The organism is Thioalkalivibrio sulfidiphilus (assembly GCF_000377945.1).
Taxonomy (GTDB): Bacteria; Pseudomonadota; Gammaproteobacteria; order Ectothiorhodospirales; family Ectothiorhodospiraceae; genus Thioalkalivibrio_A; species Thioalkalivibrio_A sulfidiphilus_A.
In genome coordinates this window covers 21,479-43,773 of sequence record NZ_KB898933.1, presented here as the reverse complement: position 1 = coordinate 43,773, position 22,295 = coordinate 21,479, and the positions used below count along the sequence as shown (strand labels likewise).

The following is a 22,295-nucleotide window of genomic DNA, read 5'->3' as shown; positions in this document are numbered from 1 at the left end:
GTAATCGGTAGTTAACGCAGAGGACGCAAAGACGCAGAGGGCGCAAAGAATTGATGTCAAAAAATCTCTGCGATCTCCGCGTCTCTGCGCCCTCTGCGTGAGATAGGGACTTTTGGCTTATCCCGGAGAGGTTCGCGGCGGGGTCGCCGCGCCTACGATGTTTCGCCGCGGGTGCGCCGGAAGGTGGTGGACTTGCACTTGGGGCAGGGCGGGATGTGGCCGCTGCTCTTGAAGTGCAGTTCCTCGCCGCATTCGGTGCACATGAGCACGCCGGGGCCGGTGATCTCGCCGGTGTGGCGTTCGCGCACCGCAGCGCGGGCGGCGATCTCGGCGATCTCCACACGGGTGCGGTCGGCGATGGAGCCGAGCAGGTCCATGATCCTGGCCTCGATCAGCTGCAGGTCCATGCGGAACCACTTGCGGTAGTCGTCGCTCACCTCGTTGAGGTAGTCCGCCATGTCGTGCAGGTCGCGGCGCACGTAGTCGCCCACCTTCTCCGCTTCCTCCCGGGTGATCTCACCCAGTTCCACCGCTTTTTCCCGGGCCGCCTCCAGGGCATGCTCCAGGGTCGGCGCCACCTTGTGTTCGGCAGTCTCGAGGCTGTGGCGCACCCGCTCCAGCATACGGTCGTAGGCGTGGGCCAGGCGGTCCTTGACGCTTTCTTCGTGCTTTTGCTCGCTCATGGGAATCCTCCGTGCGGTGGGGCTCGCGGGTGAATGTTTTTTCGAAGGCTACCAAGTCCCGGGGTGGATGGCTATCGGATTCCCGCGGCAAATTGAGCTGCATCAGTCATTGATGCCGGGTGGTCGGCGCGTCCCCGATCAGGCGGAGTGCTATGGTCTGTGTTCCGGGACTTCTGTCTTGGGCAGACAGGCGTGGTGCGATCGGGCCATGATGTGTCCGGGGCGTGCATGGGGCCAGTCCGATCGGGTGATCCTGTGAGCTTGCAGGAGGTGGAATGCGATGGGTACGGGGGTATCGGGAGCCTTCCGGGTCAGTGGCGTATGCGGTCCCGGTGCTTGCGGCGGGTCCTCGATCAGGGGCCGCCTGCCGGGGCGATGGCTGTGCCTGCTGTGCCTGTTGCTGATGCTGTGCCCTGGCCGGGACGCCCTGGCCGGGCTGCACGCTGATCAGGCCGCTATTCTCGAGGCGATCCGCACCAGCCCGCTCGATGGAGAGCCCGTGCATCTGGTCTCGGTGGAGGAGAGGGGTGCTGTCCATGGCGAGGTCCACGCCATCCTGGACGTCCCCTTCGAGACGCTTGTCCGCCAGCTCGACAGTGCCGAGGCCTGGTGTGAAGTCTTCTTTCTGCACTTCAACATCAAGGCCTGTGTGCTTGAGCGCAACGAGGCCCATCCGGGTCAGGAGATCCGACTGCATATCGGGCGGAAGCGTTACCAGGATCCGGAGGTGGTCGAACGACTGGGCATGCGCTTCGAGGCCCAGCACTTAAACACGGAGACGTTTCTCGTTCGCTTGCAGGCAGAGCGTGGTCCCCATGGCCTGAGAGATCTCTCCCTGGAGCTTTCCGCGATGCGCCTGGATACGGAGCGCAGTCTCCTGCGGATGCGCTATGCATTGCGCTATGGCGCCCTGGGGCGCATGACCCTTGCGCTGTATTTCTCGGTGGCTGGTCGTGACCGCATCGGCTTCACGGTGGAAGGGGTGGACGAGGCGGGCCGGCCCGTCCATGTGAGCGGCATGCGCGGCATGATCGAGCGCAACACCCTGCGCTTTTATTTTGCGCTCAAGGCCTATCTGCGTGAGCCGGGGCCGGCGCGTCTGGAGCAGCGGTTGATCGCATGGTTCGAGTTGACGGAGCGCCACCCGGAACAGCTTCGGGAGATGCCGCTCGGCAGCTACGTGGCCCAGAAACTGCGCGAGCATCATGATCAGGTGGCGATCCAGGCGCGCATCGATGCGGGCATCGAGGCGGACATCTGGGCGCCCTACGGTGGCTGGTAGGTCCGTGCTTCCTTGGTAGAGCCTGAATGTCTATCAGGGAAATCGCCGGCCATGTATCGACCAGGCTTGCGGGAGGGTCTTGGGCTCAATCCCGTCCGGGTGAATAGAGCGGTTGGGCAGACCGGTGAGCAGGTCGTGGTGGGCCAGGTGGTGTATCTGCGCCTCCTGCTGCTTGCGCTGGGTGATCTCCCGGGCAATCCCCATGTAGGCGCTGACGCGGCCGGATTCGTCCAGCACGGGAGAGGCATTGGAGGGGTGCCAGCGCCAGCTGCCGTCGGCATGGAGCAAACCCGCAGAGGGATCAAGCCTTGCGGACAGGATCACGCCCCCGCCCGCGGGGCGGGGGCTGTGTATCCTGCGCCAGGCGGATCAGGCGACGCTGCCGAAGCCCGACTGCACGGCACCGGCGGGCGGCTGCAGGCCGGCCAGGCGGCAGCCCTGGGCCACGGGGCCGCCGGGCAGCAGGCCGAACAGGTACTTGCGCCCGCCCTGACGGTGGAACTTCTCGTCCAGGGCATCGTGCAGCTCGCGCAGGTTGATGCCGGTGTCCTGATGACGGGCGTAGAACTCCTGCAGGGCGCGCACCACTTCCCAGTGATCTTCGGTGAGTGTCAGGCCATCGGCCTGGGCGGCCCGGATGGCCTCGTCCCGACTCCAGCCGGACGGGGCATGGCGGAAGGCGGGGTCATGGCTGGCGGCGCTGGGGTTGAGGATCTCGTTCATGTCGGGGTGCATGGGTACCTCCTGGGAGAACGGATTGGGCGGGATGTCTCGTTCATGAGTGTAGTTCATGCATGCCGGGGCTTCGGGCCAGGGTGGCAAAAAGTCGTATGGGAATGCCCCTTGTGGCGAGGCTGCGCGGTTGTGGGGGTGTTCTGCGGGCTGGTATCCTGACCTATTGCCCGGGGCAGGGTCTCTTGCCTGCCCCAGTCACCCCCTTTGCCCCGAACAAGAACGGTCCATGCAAGAACACTACGAACCCGAATCCCTGGAAACCCGGGCCCAGGCCTGGTGGGACGAGCACCAGACCTTCCGCGCCCGGGAGGACGCCCCCGGCGAGCCCTTCTACTGCCTGTCCATGTTCCCCTACCCCTCGGGGCGGCTGCACATGGGCCACGTGCGCAACTACACGATCGGCGACGTGATCTCCCGCTACCAGCGCATGCAGGGGCGCAACGTGCTCCAGCCCATGGGCTGGGACGCCTTCGGCCTGCCGGCGGAGAACGCTGCCATCAAGCACCAGGTGCCGCCGGCCAAGTGGACCTACGAGAACATCGCCTACATGCGCGGACAGTTGCAGCGCCTGGGCTTCGGCTATGACTGGGAGCGGGAGCTGGCCACCTGCCGGCCCGAGTACTACCGCTGGGAGCAGTGGCTGTTCACCCGGCTGGTGAAGAAGGGCCTGGCCTACAAGAAGACCGCCATGGTGAACTGGGACCCGGTGGACCAGACCGTGCTGGCCAACGAGCAGGTGATCGACGGCAAGGGCTGGCGCTCCGGCGCGCCGGTGGAGCGCCGGGAGATTCCCCAGTGGTTCCTGCGCATCACCGACTACGCCGAGGAGCTGCTCAGGGGTCTGGACGGCCTGGAGGGCTGGCCGGAGCAGGTGCGCACCATGCAGCGCAACTGGATCGGCCGCTCGGAGGGCGTGGAACTGGAGTTCGAGGTGCCCGGCGAGGCGCCGCTGACCGTCTACACCACCCGCCCGGACACGCTCATGGGCGTGAGCTACGTGGGAGTGGCCCCGGAACACCCGCTGGCCGCCAGGGCGGCCGAGGGCAACGGGGAACTTGCCGCCTTCATCGAGGCATGCCGCCACACCAAGGTCTCCGAGGCGGACATGGCGACCCTGGAGAAGCAGGGCATGGACACGGGTCTGAAGGCCGTGCATCCGATCACCGGAGAAGAGGTCCCCATCTGGGTGGCCAACTTCGTGCTCATGGAATACGGCACCGGCGCGGTCATGGCCGTGCCCGCCCACGATCAGCGTGACTGGGAGTTCGCCCGCAAGTTTGACCTGCCCATCCGCCAGGTGATCCTCCCGGCGGAGGAGGGCGTGGCCGTGGACCTGGACCAGGCCGCCTTCACCGACAAGGGCGTGCTCATCGAGTCCGCCCAGTTCAACGGCCTCAGTTCTGTCCAGGCCTTCGACGCCATCGCCGATTTCCTGGAGAAGCAGCACAAGGGCCGGCGCCGGGTGAACTACCGCCTGCGCGACTGGGGCGTCTCACGCCAGCGCTACTGGGGCTGCCCGATCCCCATCATCAACTGCCCGGACTGCGGTCCGGTGCCGGTGCCCGAGGACCAGCTGCCCGTGGTGCTGCCCGAGGACGTGGCCTTCGACGGCGTGGGTTCACCCATCAAGAAGATGCCCGAGTTCATTGATACCACCTGCCCGGAGTGCGGCGGCAAGGCGGAGCGGGAGACGGACACCTTCGACACCTTCTTCGAGTCCTCCTGGTACTACGCCCGCTACACCTGCAAGGACGCCGACGGCGCCATGCTGGACGAGCGCGCCCGCCACTGGCTGCCGGTGGACCAGTACATCGGCGGCATCGAGCACGCGGTGCTGCACCTGCTCTACGCCCGCTTCTTCCACAAGCTCATGCGCGACGAGGGCCTGGTGGACGGCGACGAGCCCTTCACCCGCCTGCTTACCCAGGGCATGGTGCTCAAGGACGGGGCCAAGATGTCCAAGTCCAAGGGCAACACCGTTGACCCGGAGGCGCTCATCGAGCGCTACGGCGCCGACACCGTGCGCCTGTTCATGATGTTCGCCGCGCCCCCGGAGCTGTCCCTGGAGTGGTCCGACTCCGGCGTCGAGGGGGCCTACCGCTTCCTCAAGCGTCTGTGGAAGCAGGTCCATGACCACGTCCAGGGGGGCGCCGCGCCGGCCCTGGACAAGGCCGCGCTCAACGCCGATCAGCAGGCCCTGCGCCGCAAGCTGCACCAGACGCTCGCCAAGGTGAGCGACGACATCGGCCGGCGATACACCTTCAACACGGCGATCGCCGCCTGCATGGAGCTGATGAACGAGCTGGGCCGCTTCGAGGACAAAAGCGGGCAGGGCCGCGCGGTGATGCAGGAGGCCCTGGAGACCACCGTGCTGATGCTCTCGCCCATCGTGCCTCACATCACCCATGCCCTGTGGACCGAGCTGGGCCGCGAAGGCGCCGCGGTGGATCAGCCCTGGCCGGTGGTGGACGAGTCGGCCCTGGAAAGCGACACCGTGGAACTGGTGGTGCAGGTCAACGGCAAGCTGCGCGCCCAGATCCAGGTGCCCGTCGCCGCCGAGCGTGCCGCCATCGAGGAGGCCGCCCTGGCTGACGAGAATGTGCAAAGGCACATCGAGGGCAAGACGGTGGTGAAGATGGTGGTGGTGCCGGGGCGGTTGGTGAATGTAGTTGTGAAATGAGAGACAAGATGCAAGAGACAAGAGGCAAGATGAACGGCGGGCACAGGGTGCCCCGCAATTACTTGTCTCTTGCCACTTGTCTCTTGTCTCTGCTCCTTGCTTCCTGCGGGTTTCAACTGCGCGGCGCGGCCGACTTGCCGCCGCAGATGGAGCGCACCTGGCTCACCGGGATGAATGCCAATCACGGTTTCGCCCGGGAACTGTCGGGGTTGCTGCGGGCCGGCGGCGTGACCCTGGTGGACAGCCGCGAGGCGTCCACCGCCGAGTTCCGGGTGCAGCGACTCACAACCGGTCGGCGCGTGCTGTCCGTGGGTGGCGATGCCCGGGTGAGCGAATACGAACTCTACATGGTGCTGGAATACGAGGTGCGCGGCCGCGGCAGCGAATGGGCCCTGGAGCCGGTGACGCTCAACATCACCCGCGAATACGTGCACGACCCGCTGCTGGTGCTCAGCCAGGGCGAGCAGGAGCAGGCGCTGCGCGAGGCCATGGAGCGGGACCTGGCTCAGCTGGTGATGTTCCGCCTGCAGGCAGCGCGTTGATGCTTATATCTGAATGGACAGGATGAACAGGATTTTTTCAGGATGGACAGGAACAAGTATTGGGTGTGAACTGCGAATCACGGATTCGCCCCGGGTACCGGCAGACTATCCCAAGGTCTTCAAACATTCATGAATCCTGTTAATCCTGAAAAAATCCTGTTCATCCTGTCCATTCCCCAAGTTCCATGCGCCTGAAGCCTGAACAACTCGCCCGTCACCTGGAACAGGGCCTCGCCCCGGTGTACCTGTTCGCGGGCGACGAGCCCCTGCAGCTCATGGAGGCGGCGGACGCGGTGCGTGCCGCGGCGCGCACCCGCGGCTACACGGAGCGGGAGGTGTTCACCGCCGACCGGAGTTTTGACTGGGGCGCGCTGACGGCCGCCTCGGACAGCCTGTCCCTGTTCGCCGAGCGGCGCATCCTGGAACTGCGCCTGCCCACGGGCAAGCCGGGCACCCAGGGGGCCAAGGCCCTGGAGGCCTACTGCCAGCGGCTGCCCGAGGACACCCTGCTGCTGGTGCACGCGGGCAAGCTGGAAAAGAGCGCGGCCAACAGCAAGTGGGTCAAGTCCCTGGAACAGGCCGGGGTGATGCTCCAGGTCTGGCCCCTGTCGCTGGCCGAGACCGCCGGCTGGATCGCCCGGCGCCTGCGCAGCCGGGGGCTCGTGCCCGACGAGCCGGCGGTGCGCCTGCTGGCGGAGCGGGTGGAGGGCAACCTGCTGGCCGCCGCCCAGGAGGTGGAGAAGCTGGCCCTGCTGCGGGGCGAGGGCCCCCTGGACGCCGACGGGGTGCTGGAGGCAGTCTCCGACGCCGCCCGCTACACCATCTACGACCTGGCCGATGCGGCGCTGGCCGGCGACAGCGCCCGGGCGGTGCACGTGCTCAACGGCCTGCGCGGCGAGGGGGTGGATGCGGTGCTGATCCTCTGGGCCCTGTCCCGGGAGGTGCGCAGCCTCACGGATATCGCCGAGCAGATGGAGGCGGGCACCCCCGCCGCCCAGGCCATGAAGAGCGTCTGGGCCAAGCGGGCGCCCCTGGTCAAGAAGGCCCTGTCCCGGCACCGGGCCCCCGCCTGGCGGTCCCTGCTGGCCCTGTGCGCCCGAACGGACCGGGTGATCAAGGGCCAGGCACCGGGCAGCGCCTGGGATGAGTTGTTACAATTAACAATAGGCTTGGCAGGGCGTCCGTTGTTCGGACGCCCCGCATCGTAGAACAGACCGTAGGTCGGGCTTCAGCCCGACAGCGGTGCCCATCGAAGCGCCGGCGTCGGGCTGAAGCCCGACCTACGGGGGTAGTGAATTCACTGGGATGACGGAATGAACGCAGTGGTTGAGAACATGACGGGCGAGATCGAGCGGCAGATGCAGGAGATGGGGCGGCGCGCGCGCGCGGCCTCCCGCGCGCTCGCCCGGGCGGAGACCGGCGCCAAGAACGCCGCGCTCATGGCCATGGCCAGCATCATCGAGGACCGAGCCGAGGCCCTGATGGTCGAGAACCGCAAGGATCTGGAGGCCGGCGAGCAGAATGGCCTGGACGCGGCCCTGCTGGACCGCCTGGCCTTCACCCCCGAGCGCATCGCGGTGATGGCCGAGGGCCTGCGCCAGATCGCCAGCCTGGCGGACCCGGTGGGCGCCATCTCCGATCTCAACTACCGCCCCAGCGGCATCCAGGTGGGGCGCATGCGCGTGCCGCTCGGGGTGATCGGCATCATCTACGAGTCCCGCCCCAACGTGACCGTGGACGCGGCGGGGCTGTGCCTGAAGTCCGGCAACGCCTGCATCCTGCGCGGCGGCTCCGAGGCCTTCCACTCCAACCGTGCCCTGGCCGAGTGCATCCGCGCCGGCCTGGAACAGGCGGGCCTGCCCGGTGACGCGGTGCAGGTGGTGGCCACCACCGACCGCGCCGCCGTGGGCGCGCTGCTGCGCATGAAGGACTTCGTGGACGTGATCGTGCCCCGGGGCGGCAAGGGGCTGATCGCCCGGGTGAGCGAGGAATCCCTGATCCCGGTGATCAAGCACCTGGACGGGGTCTGCCACGTGTACCTGGACGACGGCGCCGATCCCGACAAGGCGCTCAAGGTGTCGGTCAACGCCAAGACCCACCGCTATGGCACCTGCAACACCATGGAGACCCTGCTGGTCTCCCGCGCCGTGGCCGACAGGCTCCTGCCGCCGCTGGGCCAGGCCTTTGAGGAGAAGGGCGTGGAGCTGCGCGGCTGCGCGGCCACCCGGGCCATCCTGCCGGGCATCAAGGAGGCCACCGAGCAGGACTGGTTCGAAGAATACCTGGCCCCGGTGCTGGCGGTGCGCGTGGTGGACGGCCTCGATGCCGCCATCGAGCACATCAACACCTACGGCTCCCACCACACCGACAGCATCATCACCGAGGACTACACCCGGGCGCGCCGCTTCCTGCGCGAGGTGGATTCCAGCTCCGTGATGGTCAACGCCTCCACCCGCTTCGCCGACGGCTTCGAATACGGCCTCGGCGCCGAGATCGGCATCAGCACCGACAAGCTCCATGCCCGGGGCCCGGTGGGGCTTGAGGGGCTGACCACCCTGAAGTACATCGTGCTGGGCGATGGACATGTACGGGGCTGACGCCCAGTCTCAAGTGGCAAGTGGCAAGTGGCAAGGACCGCTTTCCTTGCCACTTGCCACTTGCCACTTGCCACTGCCTTCATGCTAGGTATCCTCGGCGGCACCTTCGATCCCATCCACTTCGGGCACCTGCGCCCGGCGTTGGAGGTCATGGAACACCTGCGGCTGGACGAGGTGCGCTTCGTGCCCTGCCGCATCCCGCCGCACCGGCGTACCCCGGTGGCCTCCGTGGAGCATCGCCAGGCCATGGTGGAGCGGGCGGTGCACGGTCAGCCGGGCTTCGTGGTGGACCGGCGTGAGCTGGACCGGGACGGCCCCTCCTACAGCGTGGACACCCTGGAGAGCCTGCGCGCCGAGCTGGGCAATGACATGCCCCTGTGCCTGATGATGGGCATGGATGCCTTCGCCGGACTGCCTTCCTGGCATCGCTGGGAGGAGATACTGAAGCTCGCGCATATCGTGGTGGCCCACCGGCCCGGCAGCCCGGCCTCCCACGATCTGGGCGACTGGGCCACCGAGGCGGCGACCCGGGATCTCCATGAACTGCGTGCCCGGCCGGCGGGCGCGGTGTGGTTCCAGCCGGTGACCCAGCTGGACATCTCCGCCACCGCCATCCGCGCCATGCTGCGCCGGGGAGAGAGCCCGCGCTACCTCATGCCGAGCAGCGTGCTCGATTACATCCGCGTCCAGGGCCTGTACCTGGACGCCTCACCGACTCAGGGCGCGGCCACGCGCTTCGCTTAGCCCACACGGGGAAGACATGCAGACAGAAGAACTCACCGAACTGGTCGTCAAGGCCCTCGAGGATCTCAAGGGACAGGACATCAAGGCCATCGACGTGCGCGGCAAGACCGCCATCACCGACATGATGGTGATCGCCAGCGGCACCTCCGACCGGCACGTGAAGGCCCTGGCCGATAGTGTGATCGTCAAGGCCAAGGAGGCCGGGGTGATGCCGCTCGGCACCGAGGGACAGGGGGACAACGAGTGGGTCCTGGTGGACCTCAACGACGTGGTGGTGCACGTGATGCTGCCCCGGGTGCGTGACTTCTACAACCTGGAGAAGCTCTGGCTCACCGACGCCTCCGCCGCCGAGGAGTCCGAGCCGGTGACTAAGGTCAAGCGCCTGCGCCGCTGATGCGCATTCACCTGATCGCGGTGGGCGAGCGCATGCCCGCCTGGGTCGACGCCGCCTACGCCGAGTACGCCAACCGCCTGCCTGCCGAGTGCAGCCTCATCCTCAAGGAGATCCCGGCGGTCAAGCGGGGCAAGAACGCCGATCTGGCCCGCATCGCCGAGACCGAGGGGGCGCGCATGCTGGAGGCGATCCCCAAGGATTGTCTCGTCGTCGCCCTGGATGAGAAGGGCCGCAGTTTCTCCACCGCCGAACTCTCCCGCCGCCTGGACGAGTGGATGCACTTGGGCCGGGATCTCGCCCTGCTGGTGGGTGGCCCCGAGGGCCTGACCGATGCCTGCCGCGCCCGCGCCGATCTCGTCTGGTCCCTGTCGCCGCTCACCTTCCCCCATCCCCTGGTGCGGGTGATCCTCGCCGAGCAGGTCTACCGGGCGTGGAGTCTGTTGCGTGGGCACCCGTATCACCGTGAATAAGTGCGAAGTGTGAATTGGGAAGTACGAAGTGAAAGGCGGTAAGATCGAGCGGGTTTTCGGCCTTTTGTTCCTACTTCCAAATTCACACTTCGCACTTCATCCACCTCTATGCTGATCCTCGCCTCCTCCTCTCCCCGTCGCCGTGAACTGCTCGAGCAGATCGGCGTCACCTACCGGGTCCAGGCGGTGGACGTGGACGAGACGCCTTTGCCTGGTGAGGCGCCCCGGGCCTTCGCCGAGCGCATGGCGCTGGCCAAGGCCCGGGCGGGATGGATGGCCCAGTCGAGCGGATTGCCGGTGCTGGGGGCCGATACCGTGGTGACCCTGGACGGGGTCATACTGGGCAAGCCCGCCGATCGCGACGAGGCCCTGCACATGCTGGGACGTCTGTCCGGGAACACCCACAGGGTGCTGTCCGCGGTGGCCCTCGTGCACGGGGACCGGGAGGCGCTGAAATGCGCCGAGACCCGGGTGCGCTTTCGCACCCTCTCGCCCCGGGAGATCAGCGACTACTGGGCCAGCGGCGAGCCCGCCGACAAGGCCGGCGCCTACGGTATCCAGGGGCTGGGCGCGCTGTTCGTGGAACACATCGAGGGCAGCTACACCGGCGTGGTGGGGCTGCCCCTGTTCGAGACAGGTCAATTACTGGAGGCCTTCGGCGTGGCCCATGGCGGTCACGGTGCTGCGGCTTCAAAGGAAATGCAAACCACATGATGGGCACCGAGATACTGATGAACGTCACTCCCCAGGAGACCCGCGTGGCCCTGGTGGAGAACGGCGTGCTGGTGGAACTGAACATGGAGCGCGCGCGCCGCCGCGGGCTAGTGGGCAACATCTACAAGGGCCGTGTCAGCCGGGTGCTGCCCGGCATGGACGCCGCCTTCGTGGACATCGGCCTGGAGCGTGCCGCGTTCCTGCATGCCTCGGACGTGGCGCCCGTGGAGCGCGAGGAACTGCCCAACGGCGAGGGTGCCAAGCCCACGGAACCCATCCAGAAACTGCTGCGGGAAGGGCAGGATGTGCTGGTGCAGGTGATCAAGGATCCCATCGGTACCAAGGGCGCACGCCTGACCACCTACATCACCGTGCCTTCCCGTTACCTGGTGCTGATGCCCAACAGCCCGACCATCGGCGTCTCCACGCGCATCGAGGACGAGGCCGAACGAGCGCGCCTGAAGGGCTTCATGGAATCGGTGCTGGCGGAGAAGGGCGAGGGCCACGGCTTCATCGTGCGCACCGCCGCGGATGCGGCCAGCGAGGAGGCCATGCGCAACGACGTGGACTTCCTGCACAAGCTCTGGCACTCCATCAGCGAGCGGGTCAAGCAGGTCCCACCCGGCTCCGAGGTCTACACCGACCTGCCGCTCACCCTGCGCATCCTGCGTGACATGGTGGGCGTGGAACTGGAGAAGATCCGCATCGACTCCCGCGAGACGGTGCAGAAGGTGACGGAGTTCGCCGAGAGCTACGTGCCGGAGTTGCTGGGCCGCATCGAGCACTACCCGGGCGAGCGGCCCATCTTCGATCTCTACAACGTGGAGGACGAGATCCAGAAGGCCCTGGAGCGCAAGGTGGAGCTCAAGTCCGGCGGCTACCTGATCTTCGATCAGACCGAGGCCATGACCACCATCGACATCAACACCGGCGCCTTCGTCGGTCATCGCAACCTGGAAGAGACCATCTTCAAGACCAACCTGGAGGCGGCCCAGGCCATCGCCCGGCAGCTGCGCCTGAGGAATCTCGGCGGCATCATCATCATCGATTTCATCGACATGACCCAGGAGGAACACAAGCGCCAGGTGTTCCGCGCCCTGGAGAAGGCCCTGGAGAAGGATCACGCCAAGAGCCAGTTGTGCGAGGTCTCGCCGCTCGGCCTGGTGGAGATGACCCGCAAGCGCACCCGTGAAAGCCTGGAACGCATCCTGTGCGAACCCTGCGTCACCTGTTCAGGGCGGGGCTATCTCAAGTCCGCCGAGACCGTGTGCTACGAGATGTTCCGGGAGATCATGCGCGAGGCGCGCCAGTTCGATGCCAAGGAACTGCTGGTGATGGCCTCCCAGACGGTGGTGGACCTGCTGCTGGATGAGGAATCCGCCAGTGTCGCCCAGTTGCAGGAATTCATCGGCATCCCCATCCGTTTCCAGGTGGAGAGCCTCTACACCCAGGAGCAGTTCGACGTGGTGCTGCTCTAGCCGCTGAGACCCATGTCCGAGAAGCCACAGCCCCAGGAGCCTGAAAGCCCGCGGCATGATCGTGCCGGGGGTGTGCGTGTGGCCTGGCGGGGCTGGCTCAGTCGCCTCAAGACCGCGGCGATCTGGATCACGGCCAGCGTACTGATCCTGCTGGCGGTGCTGGTCACCAGTCTGCGCCTGGTGCTGCCCATGGCCTCCGAGTACCGGGAGCAGATGGCCGCCGAGCTGGGAGCCCTGTTGGGCCACCGGGTGGAGATCGGCGCCCTGGATGCCCGCTGGCGCCTGCTGGGTCCGCGCATCCTGCTGGACGACGTGGCCATCTACGGCGAGGACGACACCACCCCGGCCCTCCAGGTGGCGCAGGTGGACGTGGGCGTGCGCGCCATCCTGAGTCTCTGGCACCGCCAGCTGCGGGTGCATTCGGTACGCGTGCTGGGTGCCGACGTGCACATCCACCGGGACGCGGAGGGCGGTGTCCAGATCAGCGGCGCGGGTTTCGCCCCGGCGGCCGGCGAGGATGCCCCCGCCGCCCCCGGGACCCGGGTGCTGGACCTGCTCGCCGGCACCCGCTTCCAGCTCCAGTCCAGCCGCCTGCGCTTCAGCGACGAGATCCTCGCCCTGGATTACCGCTTCGATGATCTCAACCTCGACGTGGCCGTGGATGCCGATCGCCTGCGCCTGGCGGGCCAGGTGTTCCTGCCCAGGGAACTGGGTGCCGCCCTGGCCGTGGGCCTGGACCTGCGCGGCGATCCCGGGATGCGCGAGAGCTGGCGCGGCGAATTCTATGTGCATGGCGAAGGGGTCATCATCGAAGGGCTCCCGGAACATGCCTTGATGCGTCGCGTGCATGCGGACTCGGGGATCCTGGACCTGGAGGTCTGGGGACGTCTGTCGGCGGGTGAACCGGACCGGCTGCGTGCCCGGGCCCGTGCCCGGGACCTGCGCTTCAGCCCTGTCTCAGAGGATGCGCCGGCACACAGGTTCGCCGAGCTGCGTACCGACCTGCTGTGGGAGCGACGCGGCCGGGGCTGGCAGCTGCGCCTGCACGATACCCGCATCGAGGACGGCTCGCCCATGGGGCTGTCCCTGGCCTTCCAGCCCCGGGACGAAGGCCGCCAGGTCTGGGGCGAACTGGAGGGCATGAGCCTGGAGCGCCTCTCCGCGCTGCTGCTGGCCCAGCCGGCCTTGCTCGAGGAAGACCAGCGCCACCTGCTCGAACGCCTGGCGCCCACGGGAGAGATCCGGGAGGCGCGTTTCAATGTCCGCTTGCCCGTCGAGGAGGATGCCCGGCCCACGGGGGTGATGCAGGGCGAGTTCCGCGAACTGGGCGTGAATCCCCTGGACAAGATCCCCGGTTTCCATGGCCTGGCAGGCAGTTTCAGCCTCCACGAGGAGGGCGGTGATGTGACCCTGGCCAGCCGTGGACTGCGATTCGAGGCCCCCCGGCTGTTTGCCGATGCCCTGTGGCTGGATGGCCTGGACACCCGCCTGAAGATCGAGCGCGGCGCGGACGGGCTGCATCTCGCCGCCGACGGGATACGGGTGCACAACGCAGACATCCGTGCTTGGGGGTGGGCCGAGGTGGAATTGGGCGAGCGCCCGGGCATGGTGCTGGAGATGGGCTTTGCAGATGTGGACGGCAGCCGCACCGCCGCCTATCTGCCGGTGCACATCTTGCCCCGGGACACTGCGCGCTGGCTGAGCGAGAGCATCAGGGCGGGCCGTGTCACCGAGGGCACCGTGGTCTACCGGGGGCCGTTCACCCAGCTGCCCTTCGAGGAGGGGGAAGGGGAGTTCGAGGTGCGCGCCCGGGTGGAGGACGGCCTGCTGGACTACCAGCGGGGCTGGCCTGCCATCGACGCCCTGGCGGGCGAGCTGATCTTCACCGACCGGGGCATGCGTGCGGAGTCAGCCCGGGGGCGCATCTTCGGGGCGGCCATTCACGACACCACGGTGGTGATCGAGGATTATCACAACACGGTGCTGCAGATACAGGGGCAGGTGGACGGCCCGCTCCAGGACATGCTGCGTTACGTGCGCGAGAGCCCCCTGGTGCGCGGGCTGGATGACCTGCTGGATAATTCCCGCGCCCAGGGCGACAGCCACCTGGATCTGTCCCTGCGCATCCCCCTGACCCGGCGCGAGGGCGGCACCGCCAATACCACCGCCCAGGGCACGGTGACCCTCAAGGGGAACCGCCTGACGCTCTCCGGTCATCCGGTGGATTTCACGGACCTCCAGGGCCAGGTGCGTTTCACCGAGGCCACGGTGAACGCCGAGGGGGTCAGCGCAAACCTTCACGGCGAGACGGTGACGCTTGCGGCCCGCATGCCCAGGGGCGGGCCGCTGACCGTGGACGGGGAGGGCCTGCAGCGGATCGAGTCCTTCCGTACGGTGCTGCCCGAACTGCTCGCGCCCAGACTCGCGGGCCGGGCCCGCTGGCAGGCCCGCCTGACCGCGCCCCTGGATGGCGGCGCCACCACCCTGCGCCTGCAATCGGACCTGCGGGGTGTCAGCTCGAACCTGCCCGAGCCCCTGGCCAAGCCCGCCGCACGCACCCTGCCCATCACCCTGACCGTGCCGCTGACCCAGGCCGGAGTGCAGCCCCTGGCCCTGGACCTGGGGCAGCTGCTGTCCATGCGCCTGCGCACGGCCGCCCCGGGGCGCGCAGCCCGGGGCGAGCTGCGTTTCAACGACGGCACGGCGCGCATGCCCGAGCGAGGTGTGCGACTGGCAGGAAGGATCGAGGATCTCCCCCTGGACGACTGGCTGGCCCTGCGGCAGCGAGTACCGCGCACGGCCGGTGCCCAGGCCGCCCCGGAGCAGCTGGTGGATCGCCTGGATGTGCACATCGGGGCATTGCGCAGTGGAGACCGGCTGTTCCGCGACCTGCAGATCCAGGCCGACCGCACCCCCCAGCGCTGGGAGGCCCAGGTGGTCTCCAATGCCCTGCGCGGCCAGCTGGACATCCCCCATGACTTCACCGGGGTGGCGCCCCTGACCCTGAACCTGGAGCTGTTGGACCTGGATCAGCTGGCCGCGGCCGTAGAGGGTGCCGGCGAGGGTGGGGCCGGGCGGCTGGATCCCCGGGAGCTGCCCGGCATCCGGGGCAGCGTAGACACCCTGGTGCTGGACGGCCGGTTTTTCCGGGACGTGCGTATCGAGGCCACCCGCATCCGCGAGGGCTTGCAGATCCACCACCTGCAGCTCTCCAGCGCCCGGGACCATGCGCGGATGCGGGTCACCGGCGACTGGCGGGTGAGCGGAACTGACCGGCACCAGACCCAGCTGCGCTTCGCCATCGACAGCGAGGACGTGGGCGAGGCACTCACGGACCTGGGCTTCGAGCACGGCTTCCACCGCGGCACGGCGAAACTGGAAGGCCAGATGCGCTGGCCCGATGCGGCCACCCGTTTCACCTGGCAGGGGCTGACCGGCAACGTGAAGCTGGAGGTCCGGGATGGCCGTCTCACCGAGGTGGAGCCGGGGGCGGGGCGGTTGCTGGGCCTGTTCAGTCTCAACATGATCCCCCGCCGCCTGGCCCTGGACTTCCGTGACCTCTTCCAGCGCGGGCTCGCCTTCGACCGCATGGAGGGCAACATCCGCTTCGTGGACAGCGATGCCTATACCTCGGATCTCAACATCCAGAGCGCCGCCGCCCGGGTGCAGATCGAGGGGCGCACCGGGATCGTGGCCCGGGACTACGACCAGAAGATCACGGTGATGCCCCGGGTGGGCAGTACCCTGCCGGTGGCCGGCGCCATCCTGGGCGGGCCCGTCGCGGGCGTGGCCGTGTTCGTCATGGACCGCCTGCTGGGCATGGGGCGGCGCATCGACGAGGCCTCCCGGGTGGAATACCGCATCACCGGCTCCTGGGACGAACCCCGGGTGGAGGTGCTGGCCAGGCCCGTGGAGGAGGCCCAGTAGGCTGAGGCCGGCTTGCCGAGGACAGACACGGGCTCGGCTGACTTGGTATAGTGACGGCATGTTCGAACACCTGCTCCGGGCCCTGTGCCTCTCCTGCCTGCTGATGCCCCTCGCCCTGTCCGCGCAGCCGCCGGCGCCCAGCCTGGATGCGGACACCTGGTCGCGTCCCCGCAGCGCCGAATCCCTGATCGCCCTCACGCCCCTGCGCGACACCGTGGCGGCGCTCCAGGCAAGCGCCGATCGGCGCTTGCAGATCCGTCACCCCCAGGATGAGCAGGGTGAACTGTGGGCCTCGGAACTGCGCGACTGGCTGGTGGCCCTGGGCATTCCCTCGTCCCGTATCGAACTGCGCGCCGATCCCGGTGTCATTGAGCGTGTGGACCTGCTGGTCCAACCCTGATCCCCGTCAACTTGCCGGACAAGCCGCCCAGCATGAAAACCGAAACCAAGCCGACCCTGCTCGCCGCCATCCAGATGGCCTCCGGTCCCAATGTCTCCGCCAACCTGTCCGAGGCCGCCCGGCTGGTGGGCGAGGCCGCCGCGGCCGGTGCCAGGCTCGTGGTGCTGCCCGAGAACTTCGCCCACATGGGCATGAAGGAGAGCGACAAGCTGGAGATCGCCGAGGCCGATGGCCAGGGTCCGATGCAGGATTTCTTGGCCGACCTGGCGCGGCGTCACCGCCTGTGGATCGTGGGCGGCACCATTCCACTCAGGAGCGCCGATCCGGGGCGTGTCTACGCCAGCTGCCTGGTCTACGACGACCAGGGCCAGCGGGTGGCCCGCTATGACAAGATCCACCTGTTCGACGTGAAACTGCCCGAGGGCGACGAGTCCTACCACGAGTCCGAGACCACCATGCCCGGAGAGTCCGCGGTGGTGGTGGAGACCCCCTTCGGCCGGCTGGGCGTGGCCATCTGCTACGACCTGCGCTTCCCGGAGCTGTTTCGCGGCATGATGGACCAGGGCATGGACCTGCTGGCGCTGCCGTCGGCCTTCACCGCCATCACCGGCCGCGCCCACTGGGAGGCCCTGATCCGGGCCCGGGCCATCGAGAACCAGGTCTACCTGGTGGCCGCGGCCCAGGGTGGCTACCACGTCAACGGCCGTGAGACCCACGGCGATAGCATGGTGGTGGACCCTTGGGGCCAGGTCCTGGACCGCCTGGCGCGGGGTTCGGGGGTGGTGTTGGGGGAACTGCATCCGGAGCGTATTGCCTCCATCCGGCGCAGCTTCCCGAGCCTGCAGCACCGCCGCCTGAGCTGCGCCATCAGCTGATCGCGCCAATACCCCGGGGTCCCGTCGGGTTGAATTGCCCGCGCCGGGGCCCCACTGTGATCTAAAGACCGTTGCGCGGACACCCGCGCCGGCTTCGCCACATTCCCAAGGAGCAACCCTCCCATGTCCCAAGTCCTGCAGATCGCCAAGCAACAGTTCATGGAGCCGGCCGGCCTCACCGAGGGCGATCTCGACCGCGTCCTGGGCGGCCTCATGGGGCCGGGCATCGACGGCGGCGACCTGTACTTCCAGCTCACCCGCCACGAGTCCTGGTCCCTGGAGGACGGCATCGTCAAGGACGGCAGCTACAACATCGAGCAGGGCGTGGGCGTGCGCGCCCTGAGCGGCGACAAGACCGGTTTCGCCTATTCCGACGACATCCGCATGCCCACCCTGCTGGAGGCCTCCTCGGCGGCCCGGGCCATCGCCCGCGCGGCCACGAGCGGCACCGCGGCCATGCGCCGCGACCAGGCCGGCCACAGTCTCTATGCCCCCCTGGACCCGCTGGCCACCCTGGACGAGCAGGCCAAGATCGACCTGCTGCACCGGGTGGACGCCGAGGCCCGGCGCCTCGATCCCCGGGTGAGCCAGGTGATGGTGAGCCTCAACGGCGTGCACGAGGTGATCATGGTGGCCAACACCGACGGCACCCTGGCCGCCGACGTACGCCCCCTGGTGCGCCTGAACGTGAACGTGATCGTGGAAGGCAAGGGCGGGCGCCGGGAGCAGGCCTCCTCCGGCGGCGGCGGACGCTCCGGCTATGAGTTTTTTCTGGACGAGGAGCGCGCCCTGGGCTATGCCCGCGAGGCGGTGCGCCAGGCCCTGGTGAACCTGGAGGCGGTGGACGCCCCGGCGGGCACGCTCACTGTGGTACTCGGCCCCGGCTGGCCCGGCGTGCTGCTGCATGAGGCGGTCGGCCACGGTCTGGAAGGGGACTTCAACCGCAAGGGGACCTCCGCCTTCAGCGGCCGCATCGGTCAGCAGGTGGCCAGCCCCGGCGTGACCGTGGTGGACGACGGCACCCTGGCCGGGCGGCGCGGCTCCCTGAACGTGGACGACGAGGGCATCCCCACCCAGTGCACCACGCTCATCGAGAACGGCGTGCTGCGCGGCTTCATGCAGGACCGGCTCAACGCCCGGCTCATGGGCGTGCCCACCACCGGCAACGGCCGGCGCGAGTCCTACGCCCACCTACCCATGCCGCGCATGACCAACACCTACATGCTGGCCGGTGAACACGACCCCGGCGAGATCCTGGAAAGCGTCAAGAACGGCCTGTACGCGGTGAACTTCGGCGGCGGCCAGGTGGACATCACCTCCGGCAAGTTCGTGTTCTCCGCCTCGGAGGCCTATCTCATCGAGAACGGCCGTGTGACCCGCCCGGTCAAGGGCGCCACCCTGATCGGCAACGGTCCCGAGGTGCTCACCCGGGTGTCCATGGTGGGCAACGACCTGAAGCTCGACGCCGGTGTCGGCACCTGCGGCAAGGACGGCCAGAGCGTGCCCGTGGGCGTGGGTCAGCCGACGCTCAAGGTGGACGGTCTTACCGTGGGCGGCACGAGCACTTAAAGGCCAAAAGCTTCAACGCAAAGGCGCAAAGACGCAGAGGGTACATAGAGATTCATGGTGAAAACCTTCGAGACCTTCGCGCATCCCTTGGCGTTCTTTGCGGTTATGCTTTCAATGATCAACGAATCGAAGACAGATTTTCAGGAAAGACACGACAGACAACAGGAGGTGACTATGGTCGACGAAGACTTTCTGGCCCATGAACTGGCCCTGCCGGAAGGCCATGGCAAGGATCACGTGGTGCAGTGGCACGTGTTCCGCAGCCGCGAGGCCGCCGAGGCCTTCATGCCCCATGTGAAGCTGGCCGAGGGTCAGCAGCTGGTGGGCGGTTACACCCGCGACAGCGTAGGACCGCTCTGGTGGGTCGGCGTGCAGGTGGATGACCTGGATCGCTGGGGCAACCGCACGGCGGTGAACAAGCACGGGGCGAGTGCTTGAAGGCAGTGGCAAGTCTCAAGTGGCAAGTTGCAAGGGAAGGACAAAATACGTAGGCCCGAACTACCGACTTGACTGCTCGCTCAGGTAGCGGAACAGGGCGCGGGAGGCGGTCTTTCTAGCCGCGGCGTTGGGGGCGTTGCGGGCGGTGTCGATGAAATCCCGCAGGGTTGCGGCATCGCTCTCCGGATGCTCGGCCAGCCAGGCGTTCAGGGCCTTGTCGTCTTCCTTGAGCAGGCGCTCGCGCCAGGCCTCCAGGGCCTTGAAGGCCCGGGCGTCACGGTGACGGTCCTGTTCCCGTTCGGTCAGGGCGGCGCGGATCGGCTCGATGTCGATCTTGCGCATCAGCTTGCCGATGTACTGGCGCTGACGACGCAGGGCGCCGTGCTGGCGGATGTTGCGCGCCGCGCGGATAGCCTCCAGCAGGGGCTCGGGCAGATCCAGGGCCGCGAGCTCCGTTTCCTTGAGCGTGATCAGCCGTTCGCCCAGGGCCTGGGCCTCCTCGGCCTCGCGCTTGAGCTGGTTGCGGCTGATGTAGTGTTCGTCGTCGTCTTCGTACACGGGTGCCTCGAACTGGATCATGGAAATTCAACAGCGGAAACGCAGAGGGCGCAGAGGGTTCGCGGAGAGCGCTAAGAAAAGCGCCTTGAACATAGCTTCGCTTGATTCGGCGTTCCTGCGTGGCTTGTGACGCACACATCGATCTTACATTGAAATTCAGGACCGGGTCGCGATCCGGATCCGATACAGACTCAGGAAAACACATGACAGCGATTCAGGCCCTTCCCAGGGATCAGCAGACCATGGAGTCCATTGTCGAGCAGATGCTGGACGAGGCCCGCAAGGCGGGCGCGAGCAGCGCCGAGGCGGCGGCCAGCAATGACCTCGGGCTGTCCGTGAACGTGCGCCTGGGCGAGGTGGAGACCCTGGAGCACCACAAGGACCAGGGCGTGGCCATCACGGTCTACTTCGGCCAGCGCAAGGGCACGGCCAGCACCTCGGACCTGGCGCCGCAGGCCCTGCGCGAGGCGGTGCAGGCGGCCTGCCGCATCGCCCGCTACACGGCGGAGGACAGCTGCGCCGGTCTCGCCGACCCGGCACTCATGGCGAAGGACTGGCCGGACCTGGACCTGGATCATCCCTGGGATCTGTCCGTGGAACACGCCATCGAACTGGCCCGCGCCTGCGAGGCCACGGCCCGGGAATTCGACGCGCGCATCATCAACTCCGAGGGTGCCTCGACCAACACCATGCGCGGCATGGCGGTGTACGGCAACAGCCACGGCTTCCTCGGTGCCTACACGGGCACCCGTCATTCCCTGAGCTGCTCCGTGGTGGCCGCGGACGAGCAGGGGATGCAGCGGGACTACTGGTATTCCGTGGCCCGGGACCCTGCCGCGCTTGAAAGCCCGGAGGCGGTGGGCCGCGAGGCGGCCCGGCGTGCCGTGCGCCGCCTGGGCGGGCGGCGCCTCACCACCCGCCAGTGTCCGGCCATCTACGTGCCGGAGATGGCCCGTTCCCTGATCGGGCATTTCGTCGGTGCCGTGCGTGGCGGCGCCCTGTACCGCAAGGCCAGTTTCCTGGTGGATGCCCTGGGTCAGTCGGTGTTCCCGGACTTCGTGCGCATCCACGAACAGCCCCACCTGCCCGGCGCGCTGGGCAGCGTGCCCTTCGACAGCGAGGGCGTGGCCACCCGGCCCCGTGACCTGGTCACCGGCGGCGTGCTGCAGGGTTACGTGCTGGACAGCTACTCGGCCCGTAAGCTGGGCATGACCACCACCGGCAACGCCGGCGGCGTGCACAACCTCACCATCGAGCCCGGCGAGCAGGACCTGGATGATCTCATCCGCACCCTGGGTACCGGCCTGCTGGTGACCGAGCTCATCGGCCACGGCATCAACCTGGTCACCGGTGACTACTCCCGGGGCGCCGCTGGCTTCTGGGTGGAGAACGGCGAGATCGCCTATCCCGTGGAGGAGATCACGGTTGCCGGTAACCTCAGGCAACTCCTGAAAGGCATCCAGGCCGTGGGACGCGACGTAAACGTCAACGGTAATATCCGCACCGGTTCGCTGCTGCTCGAACAGGTGACGGTGGCGGGTGAATAAAACTGGGAAGTGGGAAGTGGGAATTGGGAAGTGGGAAGTAAAGGCACTCAGTAACTCCCTTCCCAATTCTCACTTTGCACTTTCCTTCCCATTTCCCAATTCACACTTCGTACTTCAAAAAGGGGGTTTTATCCATGTCCATGACCGCACAGCAACTGGTGGCCGAGGCCAGGCAGCAGATCCGGGAGACCGATCACGACGGCGCCTACGCGCTGATGGAGAAGGACGCGATCGTGCTGGACGTGCGCGAGCCGGGTGAATTCGAGCAGGGGCATCTGCCCGGCGCGGTGAACGTGCCCAGGGGCGTGCTGGAGTTCAAGGTGGGCGAGCACCCGGTGCTCAAGGACCCCAATGCCGAGATCCTGGTCTACTGCCGCACCGGCGGCCGCGCCGCGCTCGCCTGCGTTGCCCTGCAGCGCATGGGCTTCGGCAAGCTTACCTCGCTCGCCGGCGGCTTCGAGGGCTGGGTCTCCAAGGGCCAGCCGGTGCAGAAGTCCCCGGAGGCCTGCTGAGTTACTTCGTAACCGCGACGCAAAGGCGCAAAGACGCATAGGTACGCAAAGAAATGATTTTGAATGTATTCAAGAAGCCTTTTTGCGGTACTTCGCGCCTTTGCGCCTTTGCGTCGCGGTTATAGATCCGGCACGAGGTGGATCAGAACA

General features: G+C 67.4%; 20 protein-coding genes and 1 pseudogene. 17 read left to right on the top strand and 4 right to left on the bottom strand.

The genetic code is table 11. The annotated features are described in order from the left end of the window. Positions 1-152 precede the first annotated feature (152 nt). The gene (locus D580_RS0106935; protein ID WP_018953695.1) at positions 153-683 is read right to left on the bottom strand and encodes a zinc ribbon-containing protein; all 531 of its coding nucleotides are present in this window, start codon (positions 681-683) and stop codon (positions 153-155) included. 403 nt (positions 684-1,086) lie between these two features. Here D580_RS0106935 and D580_RS0106930 point away from each other — a divergent pair, with 403 nt between their 5' ends. Continuing rightward, positions 1,087-1,965, top strand: coding sequence for a hypothetical protein (locus D580_RS0106930; protein ID WP_018953694.1), 879 nt, complete (start codon positions 1,087-1,089; stop codon positions 1,963-1,965). Between the two features lie 102 nt (positions 1,966-2,067). Here the strand turns inward: D580_RS0106930 and D580_RS17015 are convergent. Together D580_RS17015 and D580_RS0106920 are read right to left on the bottom strand one after the other, a co-directional pair. Further along, a pseudogene (locus D580_RS17015) lies at positions 2,068-2,247 on the bottom strand (PAS domain S-box protein); the annotation flags it as partial. An 87-nt stretch (positions 2,248-2,334) separates the two neighbouring features. Further along, entirely contained in the window at positions 2,335-2,700 is a 366-nt protein-coding gene (locus tag D580_RS0106920) for a TusE/DsrC/DsvC family sulfur relay protein (protein ID WP_018953692.1), read from the bottom strand. Between the two features lie 226 nt (positions 2,701-2,926). Between D580_RS0106920 and leuS the strand changes: the two genes are divergently transcribed. The 14 genes from leuS (at position 2,927) to D580_RS0106850 (ending at position 19,528) form a co-directional block, all read left to right on the top strand. Beyond that, a complete protein-coding gene (gene leuS, locus D580_RS0106915) occupies positions 2,927-5,380 on the top strand; it encodes a leucine--tRNA ligase (protein ID WP_018953691.1) in 2,454 nt (817 codons plus the stop codon). Between the two features lie 134 nt (positions 5,381-5,514). Then, positions 5,515-5,922, top strand: coding sequence for an LPS assembly lipoprotein LptE (lptE, locus tag D580_RS0106910; protein WP_231363513.1), 408 nt, complete (start codon positions 5,515-5,517; stop codon positions 5,920-5,922). A gap of 185 nt (positions 5,923-6,107) precedes the next feature. Then, positions 6,108-7,130 carry a DNA polymerase III subunit delta gene (gene holA / locus D580_RS0106905; protein ID WP_018953689.1) on the top strand — a complete coding sequence of 341 codons (1,023 nt, stop codon included), beginning with the start codon at positions 6,108-6,110 and terminating at the stop codon, positions 7,128-7,130. A 105-nt stretch (positions 7,131-7,235) separates the two neighbouring features. Continuing rightward, the gene (locus D580_RS0106900; RefSeq protein WP_018953688.1) at positions 7,236-8,519 is read left to right on the top strand and encodes a glutamate-5-semialdehyde dehydrogenase; all 1,284 of its coding nucleotides are present in this window, start codon (positions 7,236-7,238) and stop codon (positions 8,517-8,519) included. Between the two features lie 81 nt (positions 8,520-8,600). Beyond that, positions 8,601-9,263, top strand: a complete 663-nt coding sequence (nadD, locus tag D580_RS0106895; RefSeq protein WP_018953687.1) for a nicotinate-nucleotide adenylyltransferase — start codon at positions 8,601-8,603, stop codon at positions 9,261-9,263. 16 nt (positions 9,264-9,279) lie between these two features. After that, the gene (rsfS, locus tag D580_RS0106890) at positions 9,280-9,657 is read left to right on the top strand and encodes a ribosome silencing factor (RefSeq protein WP_018953686.1); all 378 of its coding nucleotides are present in this window, start codon (positions 9,280-9,282) and stop codon (positions 9,655-9,657) included. Continuing rightward, entirely contained in the window at positions 9,657-10,127 is a 471-nt protein-coding gene (rlmH, locus tag D580_RS0106885) for a 23S rRNA (pseudouridine(1915)-N(3))-methyltransferase RlmH (protein ID WP_018953685.1), read from the top strand. The genes rsfS and rlmH overlap by 1 nt, the downstream gene beginning before the upstream one ends. Positions 10,128-10,235: 108 nt before the next feature. Then, the gene (locus D580_RS0106880) at positions 10,236-10,841 is read left to right on the top strand and encodes a Maf family protein (protein WP_018953684.1); all 606 of its coding nucleotides are present in this window, start codon (positions 10,236-10,238) and stop codon (positions 10,839-10,841) included. Next, complete coding sequence (gene rng, locus D580_RS0106875) at positions 10,838-12,319, top strand: ribonuclease G (protein WP_018953683.1); 1,482 nt, start codon at positions 10,838-10,840, stop codon at positions 12,317-12,319. The genes D580_RS0106880 and rng overlap by 4 nt, the downstream gene beginning before the upstream one ends. A 12-nt stretch (positions 12,320-12,331) precedes the next feature. Beyond that, positions 12,332-16,246 carry a YhdP family protein gene (locus tag D580_RS0106870; RefSeq protein ID WP_018953682.1) on the top strand — a complete coding sequence of 1,305 codons (3,915 nt, stop codon included), beginning with the start codon at positions 12,332-12,334 and terminating at the stop codon, positions 16,244-16,246. A gap of 58 nt (positions 16,247-16,304) precedes the next feature. Then, the gene (locus D580_RS0106865) at positions 16,305-16,646 is read left to right on the top strand and encodes a hypothetical protein (RefSeq protein WP_018953681.1); all 342 of its coding nucleotides are present in this window, start codon (positions 16,305-16,307) and stop codon (positions 16,644-16,646) included. 32 nt (positions 16,647-16,678) lie between these two features. Beyond that, the gene (locus D580_RS0106860) at positions 16,679-17,521 is read left to right on the top strand and encodes a carbon-nitrogen hydrolase family protein (protein WP_018953680.1); all 843 of its coding nucleotides are present in this window, start codon (positions 16,679-16,681) and stop codon (positions 17,519-17,521) included. A 123-nt stretch (positions 17,522-17,644) separates the two neighbouring features. Further along, positions 17,645-19,090 carry a metalloprotease TldD gene (gene tldD / locus D580_RS0106855; RefSeq protein WP_018953679.1) on the top strand — a complete coding sequence of 482 codons (1,446 nt, stop codon included), beginning with the start codon at positions 17,645-17,647 and terminating at the stop codon, positions 19,088-19,090. A gap of 174 nt (positions 19,091-19,264) precedes the next feature. Next, on the top strand, positions 19,265-19,528 hold the full coding sequence (locus D580_RS0106850) for a hypothetical protein (protein ID WP_018953678.1): 264 nt from the start codon (positions 19,265-19,267) through the stop codon (positions 19,526-19,528). Between the two features lie 60 nt (positions 19,529-19,588). Here D580_RS0106850 and yjgA read toward each other — a convergent pair whose 3' ends face one another. Next, a complete protein-coding gene (yjgA, locus tag D580_RS0106845) occupies positions 19,589-20,107 on the bottom strand; it encodes a ribosome biogenesis factor YjgA (protein ID WP_018953677.1) in 519 nt (172 codons plus the stop codon). A 182-nt stretch (positions 20,108-20,289) separates the two neighbouring features. Between yjgA and pmbA the strand changes: the two genes are divergently transcribed. Then, complete coding sequence (gene pmbA, locus D580_RS0106840; protein ID WP_018953676.1) at positions 20,290-21,633, top strand: metalloprotease PmbA; 1,344 nt, start codon at positions 20,290-20,292, stop codon at positions 21,631-21,633. 134 nt (positions 21,634-21,767) lie between these two features. Next, positions 21,768-22,145, top strand: a complete 378-nt coding sequence (locus D580_RS0106835; RefSeq protein ID WP_018953675.1) for a rhodanese-like domain-containing protein — start codon at positions 21,768-21,770, stop codon at positions 22,143-22,145. Positions 22,146-22,295 lie beyond the last annotated feature (150 nt).